The organism is Bacillus sp. WC2503 (assembly GCF_052682895.1).
In genome coordinates this window covers 3,417,705-3,434,292 of record NZ_JBQYMD010000001.1, presented here as the reverse complement: position 1 = coordinate 3,434,292, position 16,588 = coordinate 3,417,705, and the positions used below count along the sequence as shown (strand labels likewise).

Annotated in this window: 13 protein-coding genes; 11 read left to right on the top strand and 2 right to left on the bottom strand. The window is 35.6% G+C overall.

Annotated features, from left to right (window positions below; translation table 11 throughout):
• The first annotated feature begins 93 nt into the window (after positions 1-93).
• The 8 genes from dxs (at position 94) to ACUN26_RS17465 (ending at position 11,792) form a co-directional block, all read left to right on the top strand.
• The gene (gene dxs, locus ACUN26_RS17500; RefSeq protein WP_000366442.1) at positions 94-1,986 is read left to right on the top strand and encodes a 1-deoxy-D-xylulose-5-phosphate synthase; all 1,893 of its coding nucleotides are present in this window, start codon (positions 94-96) and stop codon (positions 1,984-1,986) included.
• Positions 1,987-1,989: 3 nt separating this feature from the next.
• On the top strand, positions 1,990-2,832 hold the full coding sequence (locus ACUN26_RS17495; RefSeq protein ID WP_001274740.1) for a TlyA family RNA methyltransferase: 843 nt from the start codon (positions 1,990-1,992) through the stop codon (positions 2,830-2,832).
• A gap of 142 nt (positions 2,833-2,974) precedes the next feature.
• Positions 2,975-3,424: an arginine repressor ArgR gene (argR, locus tag ACUN26_RS17490; RefSeq protein WP_001032581.1), complete on the top strand. Its 450-nt coding sequence runs from the start codon at positions 2,975-2,977 to the stop codon at positions 3,422-3,424.
• 261 nt (positions 3,425-3,685) lie between these two features.
• Positions 3,686-5,425, top strand: a complete 1,740-nt coding sequence (gene recN / locus ACUN26_RS17485; RefSeq protein ID WP_000947737.1) for a DNA repair protein RecN — start codon at positions 3,686-3,688, stop codon at positions 5,423-5,425.
• A gap of 118 nt (positions 5,426-5,543) precedes the next feature.
• Positions 5,544-6,842 carry a SpoIVB peptidase gene (spoIVB, locus tag ACUN26_RS17480; RefSeq protein WP_002048975.1) on the top strand — a complete coding sequence of 433 codons (1,299 nt, stop codon included), beginning with the start codon at positions 5,544-5,546 and terminating at the stop codon, positions 6,840-6,842.
• A 288-nt stretch (positions 6,843-7,130) separates the two neighbouring features.
• The gene (gene spo0A, locus ACUN26_RS17475; RefSeq protein ID WP_000411416.1) at positions 7,131-7,925 is read left to right on the top strand and encodes a sporulation transcription factor Spo0A; all 795 of its coding nucleotides are present in this window, start codon (positions 7,131-7,133) and stop codon (positions 7,923-7,925) included.
• Between the two features lie 923 nt (positions 7,926-8,848).
• On the top strand, positions 8,849-10,267 hold the full coding sequence (gene wsfD, locus ACUN26_RS17470) for a glycan biosynthesis hexose transferase WsfD (RefSeq protein WP_001193753.1): 1,419 nt from the start codon (positions 8,849-8,851) through the stop codon (positions 10,265-10,267).
• Between the two features lie 199 nt (positions 10,268-10,466).
• Positions 10,467-11,792, top strand: a complete 1,326-nt coding sequence (locus ACUN26_RS17465; protein WP_000395075.1) for a glycosyltransferase family 2 protein — start codon at positions 10,467-10,469, stop codon at positions 11,790-11,792.
• Between the two features lie 228 nt (positions 11,793-12,020).
• Here the strand turns inward: ACUN26_RS17465 and ACUN26_RS17460 are convergent, their stop codons facing one another.
• Positions 12,021-12,167 carry a YycC family protein gene (locus ACUN26_RS17460; protein ID WP_001247671.1) on the bottom strand — a complete coding sequence of 49 codons (147 nt, stop codon included), beginning with the start codon at positions 12,165-12,167 and terminating at the stop codon, positions 12,021-12,023.
• 50 nt (positions 12,168-12,217) lie between these two features.
• On the opposite strand from ACUN26_RS17460, the gene ACUN26_RS17455 reads away from it, so the two are divergent.
• On the top strand, positions 12,218-12,952 hold the full coding sequence (locus tag ACUN26_RS17455; protein WP_000172599.1) for a glycerophosphodiester phosphodiesterase: 735 nt from the start codon (positions 12,218-12,220) through the stop codon (positions 12,950-12,952).
• A 93-nt stretch (positions 12,953-13,045) separates the two neighbouring features.
• Here the strand turns inward: ACUN26_RS17455 and ACUN26_RS17450 are convergent, their stop codons facing one another.
• A complete protein-coding gene (locus ACUN26_RS17450; protein WP_001190186.1) occupies positions 13,046-13,279 on the bottom strand; it encodes a DUF2627 domain-containing protein in 234 nt (77 codons plus the stop codon).
• 137 nt (positions 13,280-13,416) lie between these two features.
• On the opposite strand from ACUN26_RS17450, the gene ACUN26_RS17445 reads away from it, so the two are divergent.
• Together ACUN26_RS17445 and yqiS are read left to right on the top strand one after the other, a co-directional pair.
• The gene (locus tag ACUN26_RS17445; RefSeq protein ID WP_000811004.1) at positions 13,417-15,489 is read left to right on the top strand and encodes a sigma-54 interaction domain-containing protein; all 2,073 of its coding nucleotides are present in this window, start codon (positions 13,417-13,419) and stop codon (positions 15,487-15,489) included.
• 195 nt (positions 15,490-15,684) lie between these two features.
• The gene (yqiS, locus tag ACUN26_RS17440) at positions 15,685-16,584 is read left to right on the top strand and encodes a phosphate butyryltransferase (RefSeq protein ID WP_000763063.1); all 900 of its coding nucleotides are present in this window, start codon (positions 15,685-15,687) and stop codon (positions 16,582-16,584) included.
• Positions 16,585-16,588: the final 4 nt, after the last annotated feature.

Here is a 16,588-nt window from a genome sequence, read left to right as displayed (position 1 = left end):
AAAGGATAGAAAAGAAAATTTCTTGTGTTGTGTAAATGTTTTTTATAATATTTGACATGTTGACAGATTATGAAATGAAAGTGAGTGATCCATGTGGATCTAACGCAAATTCAAAACCCTAGTTTTTTGAAAGATATGTCTATCAGTGAACTAGAGGGATTGAGTGAGGATATTCGTAAATTTTTAATTGAAGAGCTCTCTCAAACAGGTGGACATATTGCACCTAACTTAGGTGTAGTAGAACTCACAATTGCTCTGCATAAATTATTTGATAGTCCGAAAGATAAATTTTTATGGGATGTAGGACATCAATCCTATGTACATAAAATTTTAACAGGACGTGCGAAAGAATTCGGTACATTAAGGCAATATCAAGGTCTATGTGGTTTTCCAAAACGTTGTGAGAGTGAGCACGATGTATGGGAAACAGGTCATAGCTCGACATCACTATCTGCTGCAATGGGAATGGCTTTAGCACGTGATTTAAAGAAAACGAAAGAATATGTTATACCAATCATTGGAGATGGTGCTTTAACAGGTGGAATGGCCTTAGAGGCATTGAACCATATTGGGCATGAAAAGACAGACATGATTGTTATTTTGAATGACAATGAAATGTCAATTGCACCAAACGTTGGTGCGCTTCATAATGTACTTGGTCGTTTACGTACCGCAGGAAAATACCATTGGGTAAAAGATGAACTAGAGTATATATTGAAAAAAATCCCAGCAGTCGGTGGGAAAGTGGCTGCAACAGCAGAGAAAATAAAAGATAGTCTTAAATATTTACTAGTATCAGGCGTATTTTTCGAAGAGTTAGGCTTTACATATTTAGGTCCAGTCGATGGGCACGATTATGAAAAGTTATTCGAAACGTTGCAATATGCAAAGAAAACAAAAGGTCCAGTACTTGTTCATGTGATTACGAAAAAAGGAAAAGGTTATAAACCAGCTGAGAGTGACGTAATTGGAACTTGGCATGGAACAGGCCCGTATAAAATTGAGTCAGGTGACTTCGTTAAACCGAAGGAAGTTGCACCAGCATGGAGTGCTGTTGTTAGTGAAACAGTACTTAAGTTGGCGAGAGAAGATGAGCGTATTGTTGCAATTACGCCTGCAATGCCTGTTGGATCGAAACTTGAGAAATTCCAAAAGGAATTCCCGAATCGTATGATCGATGTAGGTATTGCAGAACAGCATGCTACAACAATGGCAGCAGGTATGGCAACGCAAGGGATGAAACCATTCTTAGCAATTTATTCAACGTTTTTACAAAGAGCATATGACCAAGTTGTTCATGATATATGTCGTCAAAATTTAAATGTTTTCATCGGAATAGATCGCTCTGGATTAGTAGGAGCAGACGGTGAAACACATCAAGGTGTATTTGATATCTCGTTTTTACGTCATTTACCGAATATGGTAATAATGATGCCAAAAGATGAAAATGAAGGGCAACATTTAGTGTATACGGCGATGCAATATGAAGATGGACCAATCGCTTTACGTTATGCACGTGGTAATGGTCTTGGCGTTCATATGGACGAAGAATTAAAGGCAATTCCAATCGGCACATGGGAAACGTTAAAAGAAGGTACGCAGGCAGCTATTTTAACATTTGGTACGACAATTCCAATGGCAATGGAAGCAGCAGAGCGTCTTGAAAAGGCTGGAGTTTCAGTGAAAGTAGTGAACGCTCGCTTTATTAAACCAATGGATGAAGCGTATTTACATGATCTCTTAGGAAAAAATATACCGATTTTAACGATTGAAGAAGCTTGTTTAATCGGTGGTTTTGGAACTGGAGTAGTTGAATTTGCATCTGAGAACGGATACCATAGTGCATTAATTGAAAGAATGGGTATTCCAGATCGTTTCATAGAGCACGGTAGTGTAACAAAATTATTAGAAGAAATTGGTTTAACGACAGATGCTGTTGTAGACCGTATTCATACAATGATTCCATCAAAACAAAAAAGGGCGTAACAAATGAGTGCAAAAAAAGAAAGAGTAGATGTACTATTAGTAGAGCGAGGGCTTATAGAAACACGTGAGAAAGCGAAACGTGCTATTATGGCTGGACTCGTATATGCGAATGAGATGAGACTCGATAAGCCAGGAGAGAAGATCCCACAAGATACAGAGATTACGGTAAAGGGACAAGTTATGCCGTATGTAAGCCGTGGTGGTTATAAACTTGAAAAGGCACTGGAGACATTTCATCTAGATTTACAAGATAAAGTTATGATAGATATTGGTTCATCAACTGGTGGCTTTACAGATTGTGCGCTTCAAAATGGAGCGAAACTATCTTATGCATTAGATGTAGGATATAATCAATTGGCGTGGAAATTGCGTCAAGATGAGCGTGTTGTCGTAATGGAACGTACAAATTTCCGTTACGTGACACCAGCAGACTTAGAGCGTGGTTTACCACAATTTGCTAGTATAGATGTTTCATTTATATCATTAAAACTAATACTGCCAGTTTTAAAAACAATGCTTATGCTTAACGGTGATGTAGCAGCGTTAATTAAACCGCAGTTTGAAGCTGGAAGAGAGCAAGTTGGGAAAAAAGGCATTGTTCGTGATAGAAAAGTGCATGAAGCTGTCGTAGAAATGATTGTCGATTTTGCTTTAAAAGAAGGCTATGATGTAGAAGGTTTAACATTCTCACCGATTACGGGTGGAGACGGTAATATTGAATTCTTAATTCATTTAAAATGGCATGGTGAACGTGATGAGAGTGGCAAAAATCATTCTCCAATTTCTATTGAGCAAGTTGTTACAGAAGCGCATGACGTTCTAAAACAAAAAGGAAAAGGGGAATAACATATGTTGTTCCTCTTTTTGCTGTAATTGTATAATGATTGTAAAAACAATTGTGTACAAGTAACGAATTATAAGTTAACATAAATAAGTGAAGTATACCAATGTTTAAACTATGGTAAGAGATAGTGTGAGGTGCAAATGTATGAATAAAGGTCAGCGCCATATTAAAATCAGGGAAATTATTGCGAACAAAGAAATCGAAACACAAGATGAATTAGTTGATATTTTACGTAATGAGGGATTTAATGTAACGCAAGCAACAGTATCGCGCGATATTAAAGAACTGCACTTAGTGAAGGTGCCATTACATGATGGTCGCTATAAATATAGCTTGCCAGCAGATCAACGGTTTAACCCGTTACAAAAATTAAAACGAAATCTAGTGGATTCATTTGTAAAATTAGACACGGCAGGACATATGCTTGTGCTAAAAACATTGCCTGGTAACGCTCATTCACTTGGAGCACTTATTGATCATTTAGAGTGGGATGAGATCATCGGAACCATCTGTGGTGATGATACTTGCTTAATTATTTGCCGTACACCTGAGGATACAGGTGTTGTCTCTGATCGTTTCTTAAATATGTTGTAACAAAAAAATCTTGTTTGCTTTCCTCTGTAAAGTGGAAAGTGAACAGGATTTTTTTAGCGGTTAAAAATGTGAATTTTTAATTGTAATATAATATTTTGTTTGAATAAAATTAGAAAATAGGTGGATTGACCCGTAAAACGAATGTTTGGTACAATGGAGCGGGTTAGAAGAGTACATACAAACATATAGTATGACTATTTGAATAAAGAACTGAGAAAAGCCCTTAGTAGGGGATTAGTTTATAACGAGGTGAATGGGGCATTGTTATCGGAATTATCGATTAGAAACTTTGCTATTATTGAGGCATTAAATATTTCTTTTCAAAAAGGTTTAACAGTTTTAAGTGGTGAAACAGGAGCTGGAAAATCGATTATTATTGATGCGATTAGTTTACTTGTAGGTGGCCGTGGTTCAGCGGAATTTGTTCGATACGGAACAGAAAAAGCTGAGATAGAAGGGTTATTTTATGTGGAAGACGACAAGCATCCATGTATTGAAAAGGCAGAAGAGTTAGATATAGAAATAGAAGACGGCATGATTATTTTGAAGCGTGATATTGCTGCAAACGGAAAAAGTGTATGTCGTGTAAATGGGAAACTTGTCACCCTTAGTATATTAAAAGAGATTGGCAAAACGCTTGTTGATATTCATGGACAGCACGAAACGCAAGACTTAATGAATGAAGAGCGACATCTGTTTATGCTCGATCATTTTGATGGGGAGCGTATTGTTAAACAGTTGGATATATATCAAACTGTTTACGCTGACTATGAGAAATTAAAAAAACAATTGAAATCGTTAAGTGAAAATGAACAACAAATGGCACATCGCTTAGATTTAATTCAATTTCAGCATGAAGAAATCCGTAAGGCTGATTTAAAGAAGGATGAAGAAAATGAATTAAATGAGGAACGATTGCAAATTTCTAATTTTGAAAAGATTTATAAAGCGTTAGGTGATGCATATCGTTCGTTAAGTGCTGACGGACAAGGATTAGATAATGTAAGAAGTGCAATGGGACAAATGGAGAGTATTACACATTTAGATGAAGTATATCAAGAAAATCATGATTCAATTGCAAATAGCTATTACTTATTAGAAGAAGTTGCGTATCAACTTAGAGAAAATCTCGATATGATGGAATATGATCCGAATCGTCTAGATGAAATTGAAACACGTTTAAATGAAATTCGTATGCTAAAGAGAAAATATGGAAATAATGTAGAAGAGATTTTAGCGTATGCTGATAAAATTGAGCAAGAAATTTTTACGATTGAAAATAAAGACGTTCATATTGAAACGACGAAGAAGCAGTTAAAGGAATTAGAAAGTGTTATTCTGAAAGAAGCAACGTTGTTAAGTAATATGCGTCATGAACTTGCAGAGCATCTTACAAATGCTATTCATCAAGAATTAAAAGAACTATATATGGAAAAAACGAAATTTGAAGTGAGAATCATGAAGAGAGAAGGAAATGCAGAAGAACCTCTTGTGGAAGGCGCACCGGTGCGCCTTACGGCGGACGGCTATGATCACGTGGAGTTTTATATTTCAACGAATCCCGGTGAACCGTTAAAACCACTTTCAAAGGTCGCTTCAGGTGGAGAGTTATCTCGTATTATTTTAGCTTTAAAAAGTATTTTTTCTAAACATCAAGGTATTGCATCTGTTATTTTTGATGAAGTGGATACTGGTGTGAGTGGTCGAGTTGCACAGGCTATTGCGGAAAAAATTTATCGTGTATCAGTAAACTCACAAGTGCTTTGTATTACGCACTTACCTCAAGTAGCTTCAATGGCGGATTCGCATTTATTTATTCGAAAACAGGTAGCGAATGATCGGACAATTACATCAGTTACCGTTTTAACTATGGAGGATAAAGTAACAGAAATAGCTCGAATGATTTCTGGTGTGGAAATTACAGATTTAACGACAGAACATGCGAAAGAGTTACTTACGCAAGCGCATCATTTTAAACAGACAGCAGAGGCTATCCAGTAATGGATAGCTTTTTTTCTCAAATGAAGATTTCTTAATTCTTCCGGTTATAAATAAAGCACTGCAAGGAGAGATTAAAAAGTGAAGCCAAGAGGCTGAATGTGGGGTAGGAGCGAGGAGAGTGAACAAATTGAAATTAGAAAGATTTCGAAAAATAATAGGTCTTTGTCTCCTTGTTTCTTTAGTTTTTATTGGATGTTTTAAGCCGCTTCGGACGTTTATTTCATCCCCGAAGCAACTTGTTGTTTTTGAAGGACAACAATCAGAAATAGCTTCATTACCAGTTTTTAAAGCTTCATCTACAAATAGCCATGTATTTACAGTGAGTTCGAATGAACAAAAACAAGGACTTATGGTAAATTCTCATCAAAATGGTGAAGCGGACATGGTGTTCCAAATCGCTGGTTTTCCAGTAAAAAAAGTAAATGTGAAAGTATTAAAAGATTTTAAAGTTATTCCAGGTGGACAATCAATTGGTGTGAAATTAAACACAAAAGGTGTACTTGTTGTAGGCCATCATTTAATTCAAACTGAAAAAGGTAAAATATCTCCTGGTGAAACAGCTGGTGTGCAAATTGGAGATATGATTACTGAAATTAATGGTAAAACAATTGAAAGAATGAGTGATGTCGCACCATTTATTCATAGTAGTGGTGAAACAGGTGAACCACTTAACCTTGTTTTGTTAAGAGATGGAAAATACATTCGCACGAAATTAACACCACAAAAAGACAGTGGGGAATCGTCTTATCGTATTGGCTTATATATTCGTGATTCGGCAGCTGGAATCGGAACAATGACATTTGTTCATCCAGATTCTATGAAATACGGAGCACTGGGTCATGTCATTTCTGATAATGATACGAAAAAGCCGATTCAAGTTGAAGATGGACAAATTATGCGTTCGACAGTTACATCGATTGAAAGAGGTAGTCATGGGAATCCAGGAGAGAAGTTAGCAAGGTTCTCACCAGATCGTGAAGTGATTGGCAATATTACAATAAATAGTCCGTATGGTATTTTTGGAAAATTAAATACAAATATGACAAACGGCGTAATGGATAAAGCAATGCCTATCGCATTATCTCATCAAGTAAAAGAAGGACCGGCAAAAATATTAACAGTTATTGATCAAGATAAAGTAGAAGCATTTGATATTGAAGTTGTTAGTACGGTACCGCAAAAATTTCCAGCTACAAAAGGTATGGTAATAAAAGTAACAGATAAGCGTTTATTAGCAAAAACAGGTGGTATCGTACAAGGGATGAGTGGAAGTCCAATTGTACAAAACGGGAAAGTAATCGGAGCCGTTACACATGTATTTGTCAATGATCCAACATCAGGGTATGGTGTTCATATTGAATGGATGTTACATGAGGCTGGAATTAATATTTATGATCAAGAAAAAAAAGCGAGCTAATTTATTCATTAGCTCGCTTTTCTATTGAAAAATTCGTTGAAATTTTGTAAAAGCTCCGCAAGAGATGTTTTTTGTTGTAAAATATAAGCAAAGGGTTGAACGTTTCGTTGTATTTCTATGATGGAATGTGTTGCGAAAGGGAATAAATGAACGATAAACATATTTTTTTGTGATTTTATCGGAAAGTAACAAACTTTAAAAGGGAATTTTCACACAATTGTCGAACAATTCATGTAGCCTAGAAGGATACACATGTCGGAGAATCGATTCGGTAAGGGAGGAAAAGCTGTGGAGAAAATTAAAGTATGTCTTGTGGATGATAATAAAGAATTAGTATCAATGCTAGAGAGTTATGTAGCTGCTCAAGATGATATGGAAGTAATCGGTACTGCTTATAATGGTCAAGAGTGTTTAAACTTATTAACAGATAAGCAGCCTGATGTACTCGTTTTAGACATTATTATGCCACATTTAGATGGTTTAGCTGTACTAGAGAAAATGCGACATATTGAAAGGTTAAGACAGCCTAGCGTAATTATGTTAACAGCATTTGGACAAGAAGATGTGACGAAAAAAGCAGTTGACCTAGGTGCTTCATATTTCATATTAAAACCATTTGATATGGAGAATTTAACTAGTCATATTCGTCAAGTGAGTGGCAAGGCAAATGCTACTATTAAACGTCCATTACCATCTTTCCGATCAGCAACAACAATAGATGGAAAACCGAAAAACTTAGATGCAAGTATTACGAGTATTATTCATGAAATTGGTGTACCTGCTCATATTAAAGGGTACATGTACTTACGAGAAGCGATTTCTATGGTGTACAATGATATCGAATTACTAGGGTCTATTACGAAAGTATTATATCCAGATATTGCAAAGAAATATAATACAACAGCGAGCCGTGTCGAGCGTGCAATCCGTCACGCGATTGAAGTAGCGTGGAGCCGTGGAAATATTGATTCTATTTCGTCCTTATTTGGTTATACAGTATCCATGTCAAAAGCAAAACCTACGAATTCTGAGTTTATCGCAATGGTTGCGGATAAGTTGAGACTTGAACATAAGGCTAGCTGAGAGTATAAATAGCAAAGCTGACGATGAAATCTAGAAACAATACTAATTTTAAAAAAATAAAAGTTTCATTCAAAGGCAAATGAATTTTATGATTCATTTGCCTTTTTATTTTGTAGAGAAGTAAAATTTTTTTGTAAATTAAAGGCTCATTCAACTCCCTAGGATATAAAGTCTATATTTAGAAGGATTACTTATAAGGGCACGGTCTTTTATATAATATTTTGCGAGAGGTTTTAATAAATACAGATGGGGGGACGAGAGCGGAAAAATAAAATATTAACTTGGCTAGGGATAGTAGTGGTTATAGGGGCTTGTGGTGGTGGCGACCTTTTGGATATTAAAACTTGCAGATTATCCAGTAGATAAACAAGCAAGTGCTGAAATAGATAAAAAGGAGAATCGCTGGTAGTAGGTAGTAGGTAGTAGGTAGTAGGTAGTAGGTAGTAGGTAGTAGGTAGTAGGTAGAGGGGGATCTATATGTTACTGGAAATTCTACTGAAAGCGAAGCAACTACAGCGATGCAAAACAAGTGTAATAAAGTGAAACTATAAGTAGTGGAGGTATCCATCCCTCGCCTCTTATTAGTGCGAACGACGTCCTAATAAGAGGCCAATTGAATTTTTTATTGCTGAAAGAAGCTAATATTTAAATTAATAAATAAAATATTATGTTGAAAGATCAGATTAACAATTGACAGTTTAAGGTAGATGATGTAAAATTTTGTTGATTTTTATATTGTGAAAGCTATAGTAAATAAAGAGGTATATTTACTATAAGCTTTCGTATTTCTAGATTCTTTTTTAAAAAATATGACAAAATAGGTTGTAATTTACACTTAAAAAGAGCTGGAAGGATAATGCTAGTTGCATGTTTGTCTGGCAAAAAACGATGACGTAATGGCATGCATATAAAGGAGATAAAAAATGCAGACAAAGTGGTTAAAATGGGAAGTTATAGCAGTTGTTGTTGCGGCAATAGTAATGATTGGTTTATTACTTATTAAGCCTATTGTTGGTCTCGCTGACAATGGTGACTTTGAACGTATTATGATTCAAATTGGATTGGCTTATCCAGATCCAAATGAAGCGAGGGTAGATAAATACTTTTCATTTATCCATCATTTATATGCTTATGTGAATCCAGCTGCAGGTGATTATGTTTCTTCGCAGTTGTTTCTCATGGTTCCAGCTTTATGGATTGGTAAAATATTACCAGGACCTTGGTTTGATATACGAGTTCTAGCGGTCGAATATATTATGATTTTTCTTCTAGCACTATATCTAATTGTCAAACTGAATAAAACGAATAATAAAATCGTGAATGGTTTTCTTGTAACGTTAACAATTGTTGTTTTTGCAGATATTGGATACATACTATATTTTAATTCTATGTATGGTGAAGCTGTAACGTATGTGTTTCTATTTTTAACAATTGCATTAGGAATACAACTTGCGCGTCAGAAACATCCGTCTATTTGGTTAGTTATTTTGTTTTATATATCAGCAATAATGCTAGCTTGTTCTAAAACGCAGTATACACCAGCAGGATTTATAGCAGCATTACTTACTATTAGACTATGGTTTATACGCAAGGATAAAGTATGGAGAAGTGTAATTGTATCAATGACGGCATTACTTTTAATTTTATCTTTCATTTGTTATAAAAGCTCACCTGCCTGGATTGATAAAATTAATATATATCAAACAGTATTTTATGGGGTTCTTAAAGATTCTCCAAACCCAGAACAAGATTTACGTGATCTTGGAGTTGATCCAGAACTTGCTGTAAATGCAGGAACTCATTTTTGGTCTAATGCAGCGATACCACAGGAAGACCCGAGATTGCACAAAGAATTATATAATAAAATAAAATTCCCTGATATCGCCAAATTTTATTTGACGCATCCACAAAGATTTTGGAGTAAACTAGAGGCAACAGCTGAATATGCTTGGACTATCCGACCGTCCGTTGATGGGGTTGCTTTTCTTGGTAATTATGAGAAAAAAGATAATCCAGTTCCCGCTACTCAAGTGGAGACATTTTCTTTATGGAGTCATGTGAAAGAGCAATATCATCCAAATGGATTCATATGGATTGTTCTTTTATACGTTTTATATGGACTAGGAATTTTGCTAGAATACAGAAGAGCTAAGACGCATAGTGAGCGGCTTATTCCTGACATATTTACAGCGGTAGCTATAATTGGCATGATTTCTTATGTGGTCCCATTTGTTGGAAGTGGAGAAGGGGATTTCGCTAAACATTTATTTTTATTTACAGTTTGCTTAGACGTAATGTTAGTAAGTGGGATTTGGTGGTTAGCGAAAGGTAGATTACAATAAAAGCTTAATTAATAGAGGATAATAGTCAGTGGAGATAGATAAAAAAAGCTGACTAAAATTCCACTGTATTTTATGATTATTTACGATACTAATCTTCATCGTTATGTAAGAAAAACTATTTGAAATACGAAACGAACTAGATTATTATTATTTAAGAGTCTATAATGGTGTATATTGGAAAGATTTTAGGAGGATGGACATGGAATTTTTGAGCGGAAAAGTAGTTACCGTGTTATTAGCATTGTTTTTTATCATTACAGTATATGTTAATATTAATACGGTATACTATGTAATCATTTCCTTTTTTGGATTTGGTAAAGCGAAACGTGATTATGAAATAATTGAAGATAAGACAAAGTTTTTAATATTAGTTGCAGCACATAATGAAGAGAAAGTAATTGGTTCAACTATTGATAATTTAAGAAAAATTCAATACCGAGATGATTTGTATGATATTTATGTTGTAAATGATAATAGTACGGATAGAACAGGTGCTATTTGTGAAGAAAAGGGAATGAAATATGTTAATACAAGTGAACAGCTATTTCCTCGTGAAGGCGTAGGGAAACCAGCAGGTTTACAATATGCGTTACGTCATTTAGGATTTGATAAACTGACTGAAAAATATGACTGTTTAATGATTTTAGATGCTGATAATCATGTCGATTCGAATGTTTTACAAGAGTTAAATTCACAGTACATTGCTAAAGATAAGCCAGAAGCGATTCAAATTTATTTAGATTCAAAAAACTCAGCGACTAATTTATCGCTTGGTTATGCTATGAGCTATTACTTAACAAATCGTTTCTTCCAGCTGGCAAAATATCGTCTGGGATTACCGAATGCTATTGGTGGAACTGGGTTCATTGTTAAAATGGAGTACTTAATGAAACATGGTGGTTTCCGTTTTGATTCGCTAACAGAGGATTTAGAATTAGAGATGGAAATTGTTAAAGATAATGGAAGAGTATTATGGAATCACTTTGTTCGAGTATACGATGAAAAACCAGATAACTTTAAAATTAGTATTAAACAACGTACGCGTTGGTCTCAAGGGCATTGGTATGTTGCATTTACAAACTTTAAACCTATGGTAAAAAAACTGTTTACTGAAAAAGGGAAAATAAGAATTATTGACCAGTTGTTTTATCTATTCGGAATGACTCGTGCAGTTCAAATGACAATAACCTTGATAGGTATTTTAATTGCTTTAGGATATGTTGTTGCGACGCAATCATATCAAGATATCCCTGCAATAGGGAAACGTTTAGTTGCGATGATTTTAGGTGCGAGTATTCTTTCTTTAATATTATTCCTGTATCAATTTGTTGTTTGTATGTATTATGCAGTTAAGGTAGATACAAATAGAAAGTATAAACTTATCCAAATGAGTTTTTCTATCTTTTATTACGCATATACGTTTGTTTATGCTCAAATTGTTGGTCTAATTAAATGGAAGCAACAACATACATGGGTGAAAACAGAGCATAATAAGACAACGATAAATCATAAAGTGGATAAATGATAAAGGTTTAATATATTTCCAATAGAGAAATGAAAGAGCGGTGCCATGAGGCAACGCTCTTTCATTTTTTTGTTCAAAGAATGCTTGTAAGAAAGCGATTAGTTGTGGGATCAGTAGGAGAATAAGACAAGATAACTTATCTGGTGGAAGTTTCACTGTATGGAAGATGTACTTGTGATAGTATATGTAGTAAGGATAAATTAAAAAGTCCTGCAAAACAGGACCATATTATTCTTCGTCTTTATTTTGTTTTTCTAATTCAACTAGCTTTTGAATTAAAATGTGTTGTGGCATATGCATGAGCTGTTCGAGCGGCACACCTAATGCTTTTGATAAGCGAACTGCAGTGTCTGGAGAAATTTGTAATGGTCTCATAGAAGTACCTCCTTTTTCGTATAGTATAGCATAAGATTGGGGGAGTGAGGATGACTCTTATATTTGCACATCGTGGTGCAGCGGGAACGTATCCGGAAAATACAATGGTTTCATTTGAAGCGGCGGAGGCTTTTAGAGCGGACGGAATTGAGCTTGATGTTCAACTAACGAAAGATGGAAAGGTTGTCGTCATTCATGATGAAACAGTGGATCGGACAACAAATGGAAAAGGTGCAGTTCGAAATTATTTATATGAGGATTTATGTAAGTTGGATGCGAGTTATAAATTCGGTGATAAAGTAGGTTTTTGTAAAATACCTCTTCTAGAAGAAGTATTAGAATGGCTCGCCAAAACGAAATTGCTACTCAATATTGAATTTAAAAATAATAAAATCCCATATAGAGGTTTAGAAGAAGAGGTTATAACACTTGTACGTAAGTTTAGTCTAGAAGATCGTGTTGTATTTTCTTCGTTTAATCACTACAGTATGAAAAAATGTCATATGATGGCTCCGGATATTCAAACAGCTATTTTATATCGTGAAGGTTTGCATAGTCCGTGGGCATATGCAAAAAAAATGGGCGCAACAGCAGTACATCCTAATTATCGTTACCTTCAAGATGCCATAGCTATACTAACAATGGAAAGTGGTGTAGAGGTTCGCCCCTATACAATAAATGAAGAAACTCTTATGCGTAAATATTTTGATATGAATATTTCGGCGATTATTACCGATTATCCTGAAACAGCAAGAACTTTATTGCCGATAAAAAATGAGACCTAATATAAAGGTCTCATTTTTTATTTATCAAGCTCTTTGTTGTAGGACTCATCATCAGTTAGAAATGGACAAAACCCTAGTGATTAAAGTTTTACTTTATCTTCTAAAGCGAGCTTGAACTTTATTGCGTTTACGGTCTCGGTGTAAGACGAAGCCACCAAAGATGTAAAACCCGAGTGCGAAGCAGAGAGCGCCAATAAAAAACTGTAACCATAGTATAGAAATTGGGGGGAATAAAATCCCAAACACAGTATCTCTCATTAACTTAATGCCGAATACAGCTAATGAAATAGGGATGAGTGCTAATAATAGAGCAAGGTAACGCTGCATACATAACGCTCCTTTTCAGATTATTTAGTATATTCCAATGATGTTATATGAGAAGGGGGTTTGTCAAGAGGGGGCTGAGCGAGTAAGATAAAGGTGTGAAAAATTTTGCAGAGATACTTCGAGAGGAAGTGTAATGTATGAAACAAAAGGTTTTAATTGTTGGTGCAGGTGAAGGTGGAAGTACACTGCTGAATCTGTTACAAAGTTCGAATATATTTCAAATTATAGGAGTTATTGATATAAATCCGACTGCGCAAGGATTACAAATTGCTAAGGAAAATGGGATTGTGATTGGAGAGAGTGTAACTCCGTTTCTTTCTATGCATATCGATGTCATATTTGATATGACAGGTGACGATGGTTTACATAAAGTTTTACTAGAGAAAAAGCATAAAGATACTCTTCTCATTCCAGGTGATATTGCGAAAATTGTTACAAAATTAGCGCATGAGAAGGAAGGTTTAATTGGACAGTTAGAGGAACAGACGCAACAAGGAGAATTAATTTTAAATTCTACACATGACGGTATGATTGTAATTGATAAAGAGGGACAAGTCCGTCTTTTTAATAAAAGTGCAGAGCGTATTATCGGATATAAAAAAGAAGACGCGATAGGGAAATATATTTTAGAAGTTATTCCAACTAGTAAGCTGCTTCGCATTATACGTACGAAACAAATAGAAGTAAATTATGAACTGACGTTAGAAAATGAAAAGAAAATTATTACAACACGTATTCCAATATTAAAAGAAGGAGGAGAGGTTCAAGGGGCATTTGCGATTTTTAAAGATATTACAGAAGTTGTAGATTTAGCGGAAGAAGTTACAGATTTAAAAGAAATTCAAACGTTACTCGAGGCAATTATCAACTCATCTGAAGAAGCAATTTCGGTTGTCGATGAGAAAGGAAGAGGATTAGTTATAAACCCTGCTTATACGAAGTTAACGGGTTTAACAGAAGAAGATATTCTTGGACAACCGGCTACAACTGATATTGTAGAAGGTGAAAGTATGCATATGAAAGTACTTCGAACGCGTAGGGCGGTACGCGGAATACATATGAAGATTGGGCAAAAGAAGCGCGATGTAATTGTAAACGTAGCACCCGTTATTGTTGATGGGATATTAAAAGGAAGCGTCGGTGTAATTCGTGACGTATCAGAAATTCAAAAGTTAACAAATGAGTTGAATAGAGCGAGACAGATTATTCGTACATTAGAAGCAAAATATTCATTTGATGATATTGTCGGAAATTCAGATGAAACAACTGCAGCTATCGAGCAGGCGAAACTTGGGGCGAATACACCGGCAACAGTATTGTTACGCGGAGAATCTGGGACGGGTAAAGAATTATTTGCACATGCGATCCATAATGGAAGTAATCGAAAATATAATAAGTTCGTCCGTGTAAACTGTGCGGCGATTTCGGAGACGTTGTTAGAAAGTGAATTATTCGGTTATGAGGAGGGTGCGTTTTCTGGAGCGAAAAGAGGGGGGAAACGCGGATTCTTTGAGGAAGCGAATAACGGTAGTATCTTTTTAGATGAAATAGGTGAGTTGTCTGCAAATACGCAAGCGAAACTCCTTCGCGTGTTGCAAGAAAAAGAAATTGTAAAAGTTGGTGGAACGAAAGCGATACCTATTAATGTTCGGGTAATTGCAGCGACACATGTGAATTTAGAAAAGGCTATTCTAGAAGGAGAGTTTAGAGAGGATTTATATTATCGATTAAATAAAATTCCAATTCAAATTCCGTCTCTTCGTCAGCGAAAAGGAGATATACCGGCAATTGCTGAACGATTGATACAAAAAATAAACCAAGATTATGGTCGGAATGTAGAGGGGCTCACTGATTCGGCTATTTCCTATCTACAATCATATGAATGGCCAGGGAATGTAAGGGAACTTGAAAATATTTTAGGACGAGCGATTATCTTTATGAATTATAACGAGATATATATTGATGTACAGCATTTACCCCCTTTGCATAAAGAAGAGCAGGCGGAGTTAGCTCAAAATAACTTATTACCTGAATTAGAAGAAAAGCCACTTGAACATTTAGTGACAGAGTTTGAAGGGAATATTATTCGTGGATATCTAGAGAAATTTGATGGGAATAAAACGAAAACTGCAAAAGCATTAGGAATTTCAGTTCGAAATCTATATTACAAGCTAGAAAAGTATGAGTGTGCAAAAAATAGCATGCAATAAATTGCGTACCGTGCAATTTATTGCATGGTATATAAAAAGCGACAAATTAAGACAGAATGTTTCGTTATTTTGCAAAGTATTGATTTTACTGCATTTTGAATGCGTTTTCATTATTGGTAAGACCACTTTAAAAAGTTGGCACGGTATTTGCTTTATAAATAAACGAGGGACGACGGAAAGGGTTGATTACAAAATATGAAGTTAGAACACTTAATTGATCAAGCAGCAGGACAGCCTAAAAAAACTGTAGCTGTAGCAGTAGCTGAAGATCATGAAGTAATTGAAGCTGTAGCGAAAGCGATTAAATTACAGCTAGCTCAATTTCGTCTATATGGAAATCAAGAAAAAATAATGGGGATGCTACAAGAACATGGTTTACAAACTTCAGACCACATTGAAGTGATTGCAGCAGCGTCAAGTGCTGAGGCTGCAGAGCTTTCTGTTAAATCTGTGAGAAACGGTGAAGCAGATGTGCTTATGAAGGGCAACATCCCAACAGCGAATATTTTAAAGGCTGTGTTAAATAAAGAGTGGGGGTTACGTAAAGGTAGCGTGCTTTCACATGTAGCAGCATTTGAAGTTCCAAATTACGATCGTCTTATTTTCGTTACAGATGCAGCGATGAACATCGCACCTGATGTAACACAAAAAACTGCTATTATACAAAATACTGTAGAAGTTGCCCGGGCAATAGGAATCGAGTTGCCAAAAGTGGCACCAATTGCAGCAGTAGAGGTTGTGAATCCAGCGATGCAGGCGACAATTGATGCAGCGATGTTAACACAAATGAATCGCCGCGGACAAATTAAAAATTGTATCGTTGATGGACCACTTGCTTTAGATAATGCAGTATCACAAATCGCAGCAGAGCATAAAGGCATAGTAAGTGATGTAGCAGGTAAGGCAGACATTTTACTCGTCCCAACGATTGAAGCTGGAAATGTGCTCTATAAATCACTCGTTTACTTTGCAGATGCAAAAGTAGGAGCGATGATTGCTGGCGCAAAAGCACCGATAGTTTTAACATCTCGTGCTGATTCAGCAGAAACAAAAGTATATTCATTAGCATTGGCAGTTACGACTGCTTCAAAATAAACCA

Excerpts from the sequence above, each read along its gene's own strand:
- ACUN26_RS17495 (WP_001274740.1), top strand. The coding sequence starts at position 1,990 with ATGAGTGCAAAAAAAGAAAGAGTAGATGTACTATTAGTAGAGCGAGGG.
- argR (WP_001032581.1), top strand. The coding sequence starts at position 2,975 with ATGAATAAAGGTCAGCGCCATATTAAAATCAGGGAAATTATTGCGAAC.
- wsfD (WP_001193753.1), top strand. The coding sequence starts at position 8,849 with ATGCAGACAAAGTGGTTAAAATGGGAAGTTATAGCAGTTGTTGTTGCG.
- ACUN26_RS17465 (WP_000395075.1), top strand. The coding sequence starts at position 10,467 with ATGGAATTTTTGAGCGGAAAAGTAGTTACCGTGTTATTAGCATTGTTT.
- ACUN26_RS17460 (WP_001247671.1), bottom strand. The coding sequence starts at position 12,167 with ATGAGACCATTACAAATTTCTCCAGACACTGCAGTTCGCTTATCAAAA.
- ACUN26_RS17455 (WP_000172599.1), top strand. The coding sequence starts at position 12,218 with ATGACTCTTATATTTGCACATCGTGGTGCAGCGGGAACGTATCCGGAA.
- ACUN26_RS17450 (WP_001190186.1), bottom strand. The coding sequence starts at position 13,279 with ATGCAGCGTTACCTTGCTCTATTATTAGCACTCATCCCTATTTCATTA.
- ACUN26_RS17445 (WP_000811004.1), top strand. The coding sequence starts at position 13,417 with ATGAAACAAAAGGTTTTAATTGTTGGTGCAGGTGAAGGTGGAAGTACA.
- yqiS (WP_000763063.1), top strand. The coding sequence starts at position 15,685 with ATGAAGTTAGAACACTTAATTGATCAAGCAGCAGGACAGCCTAAAAAA.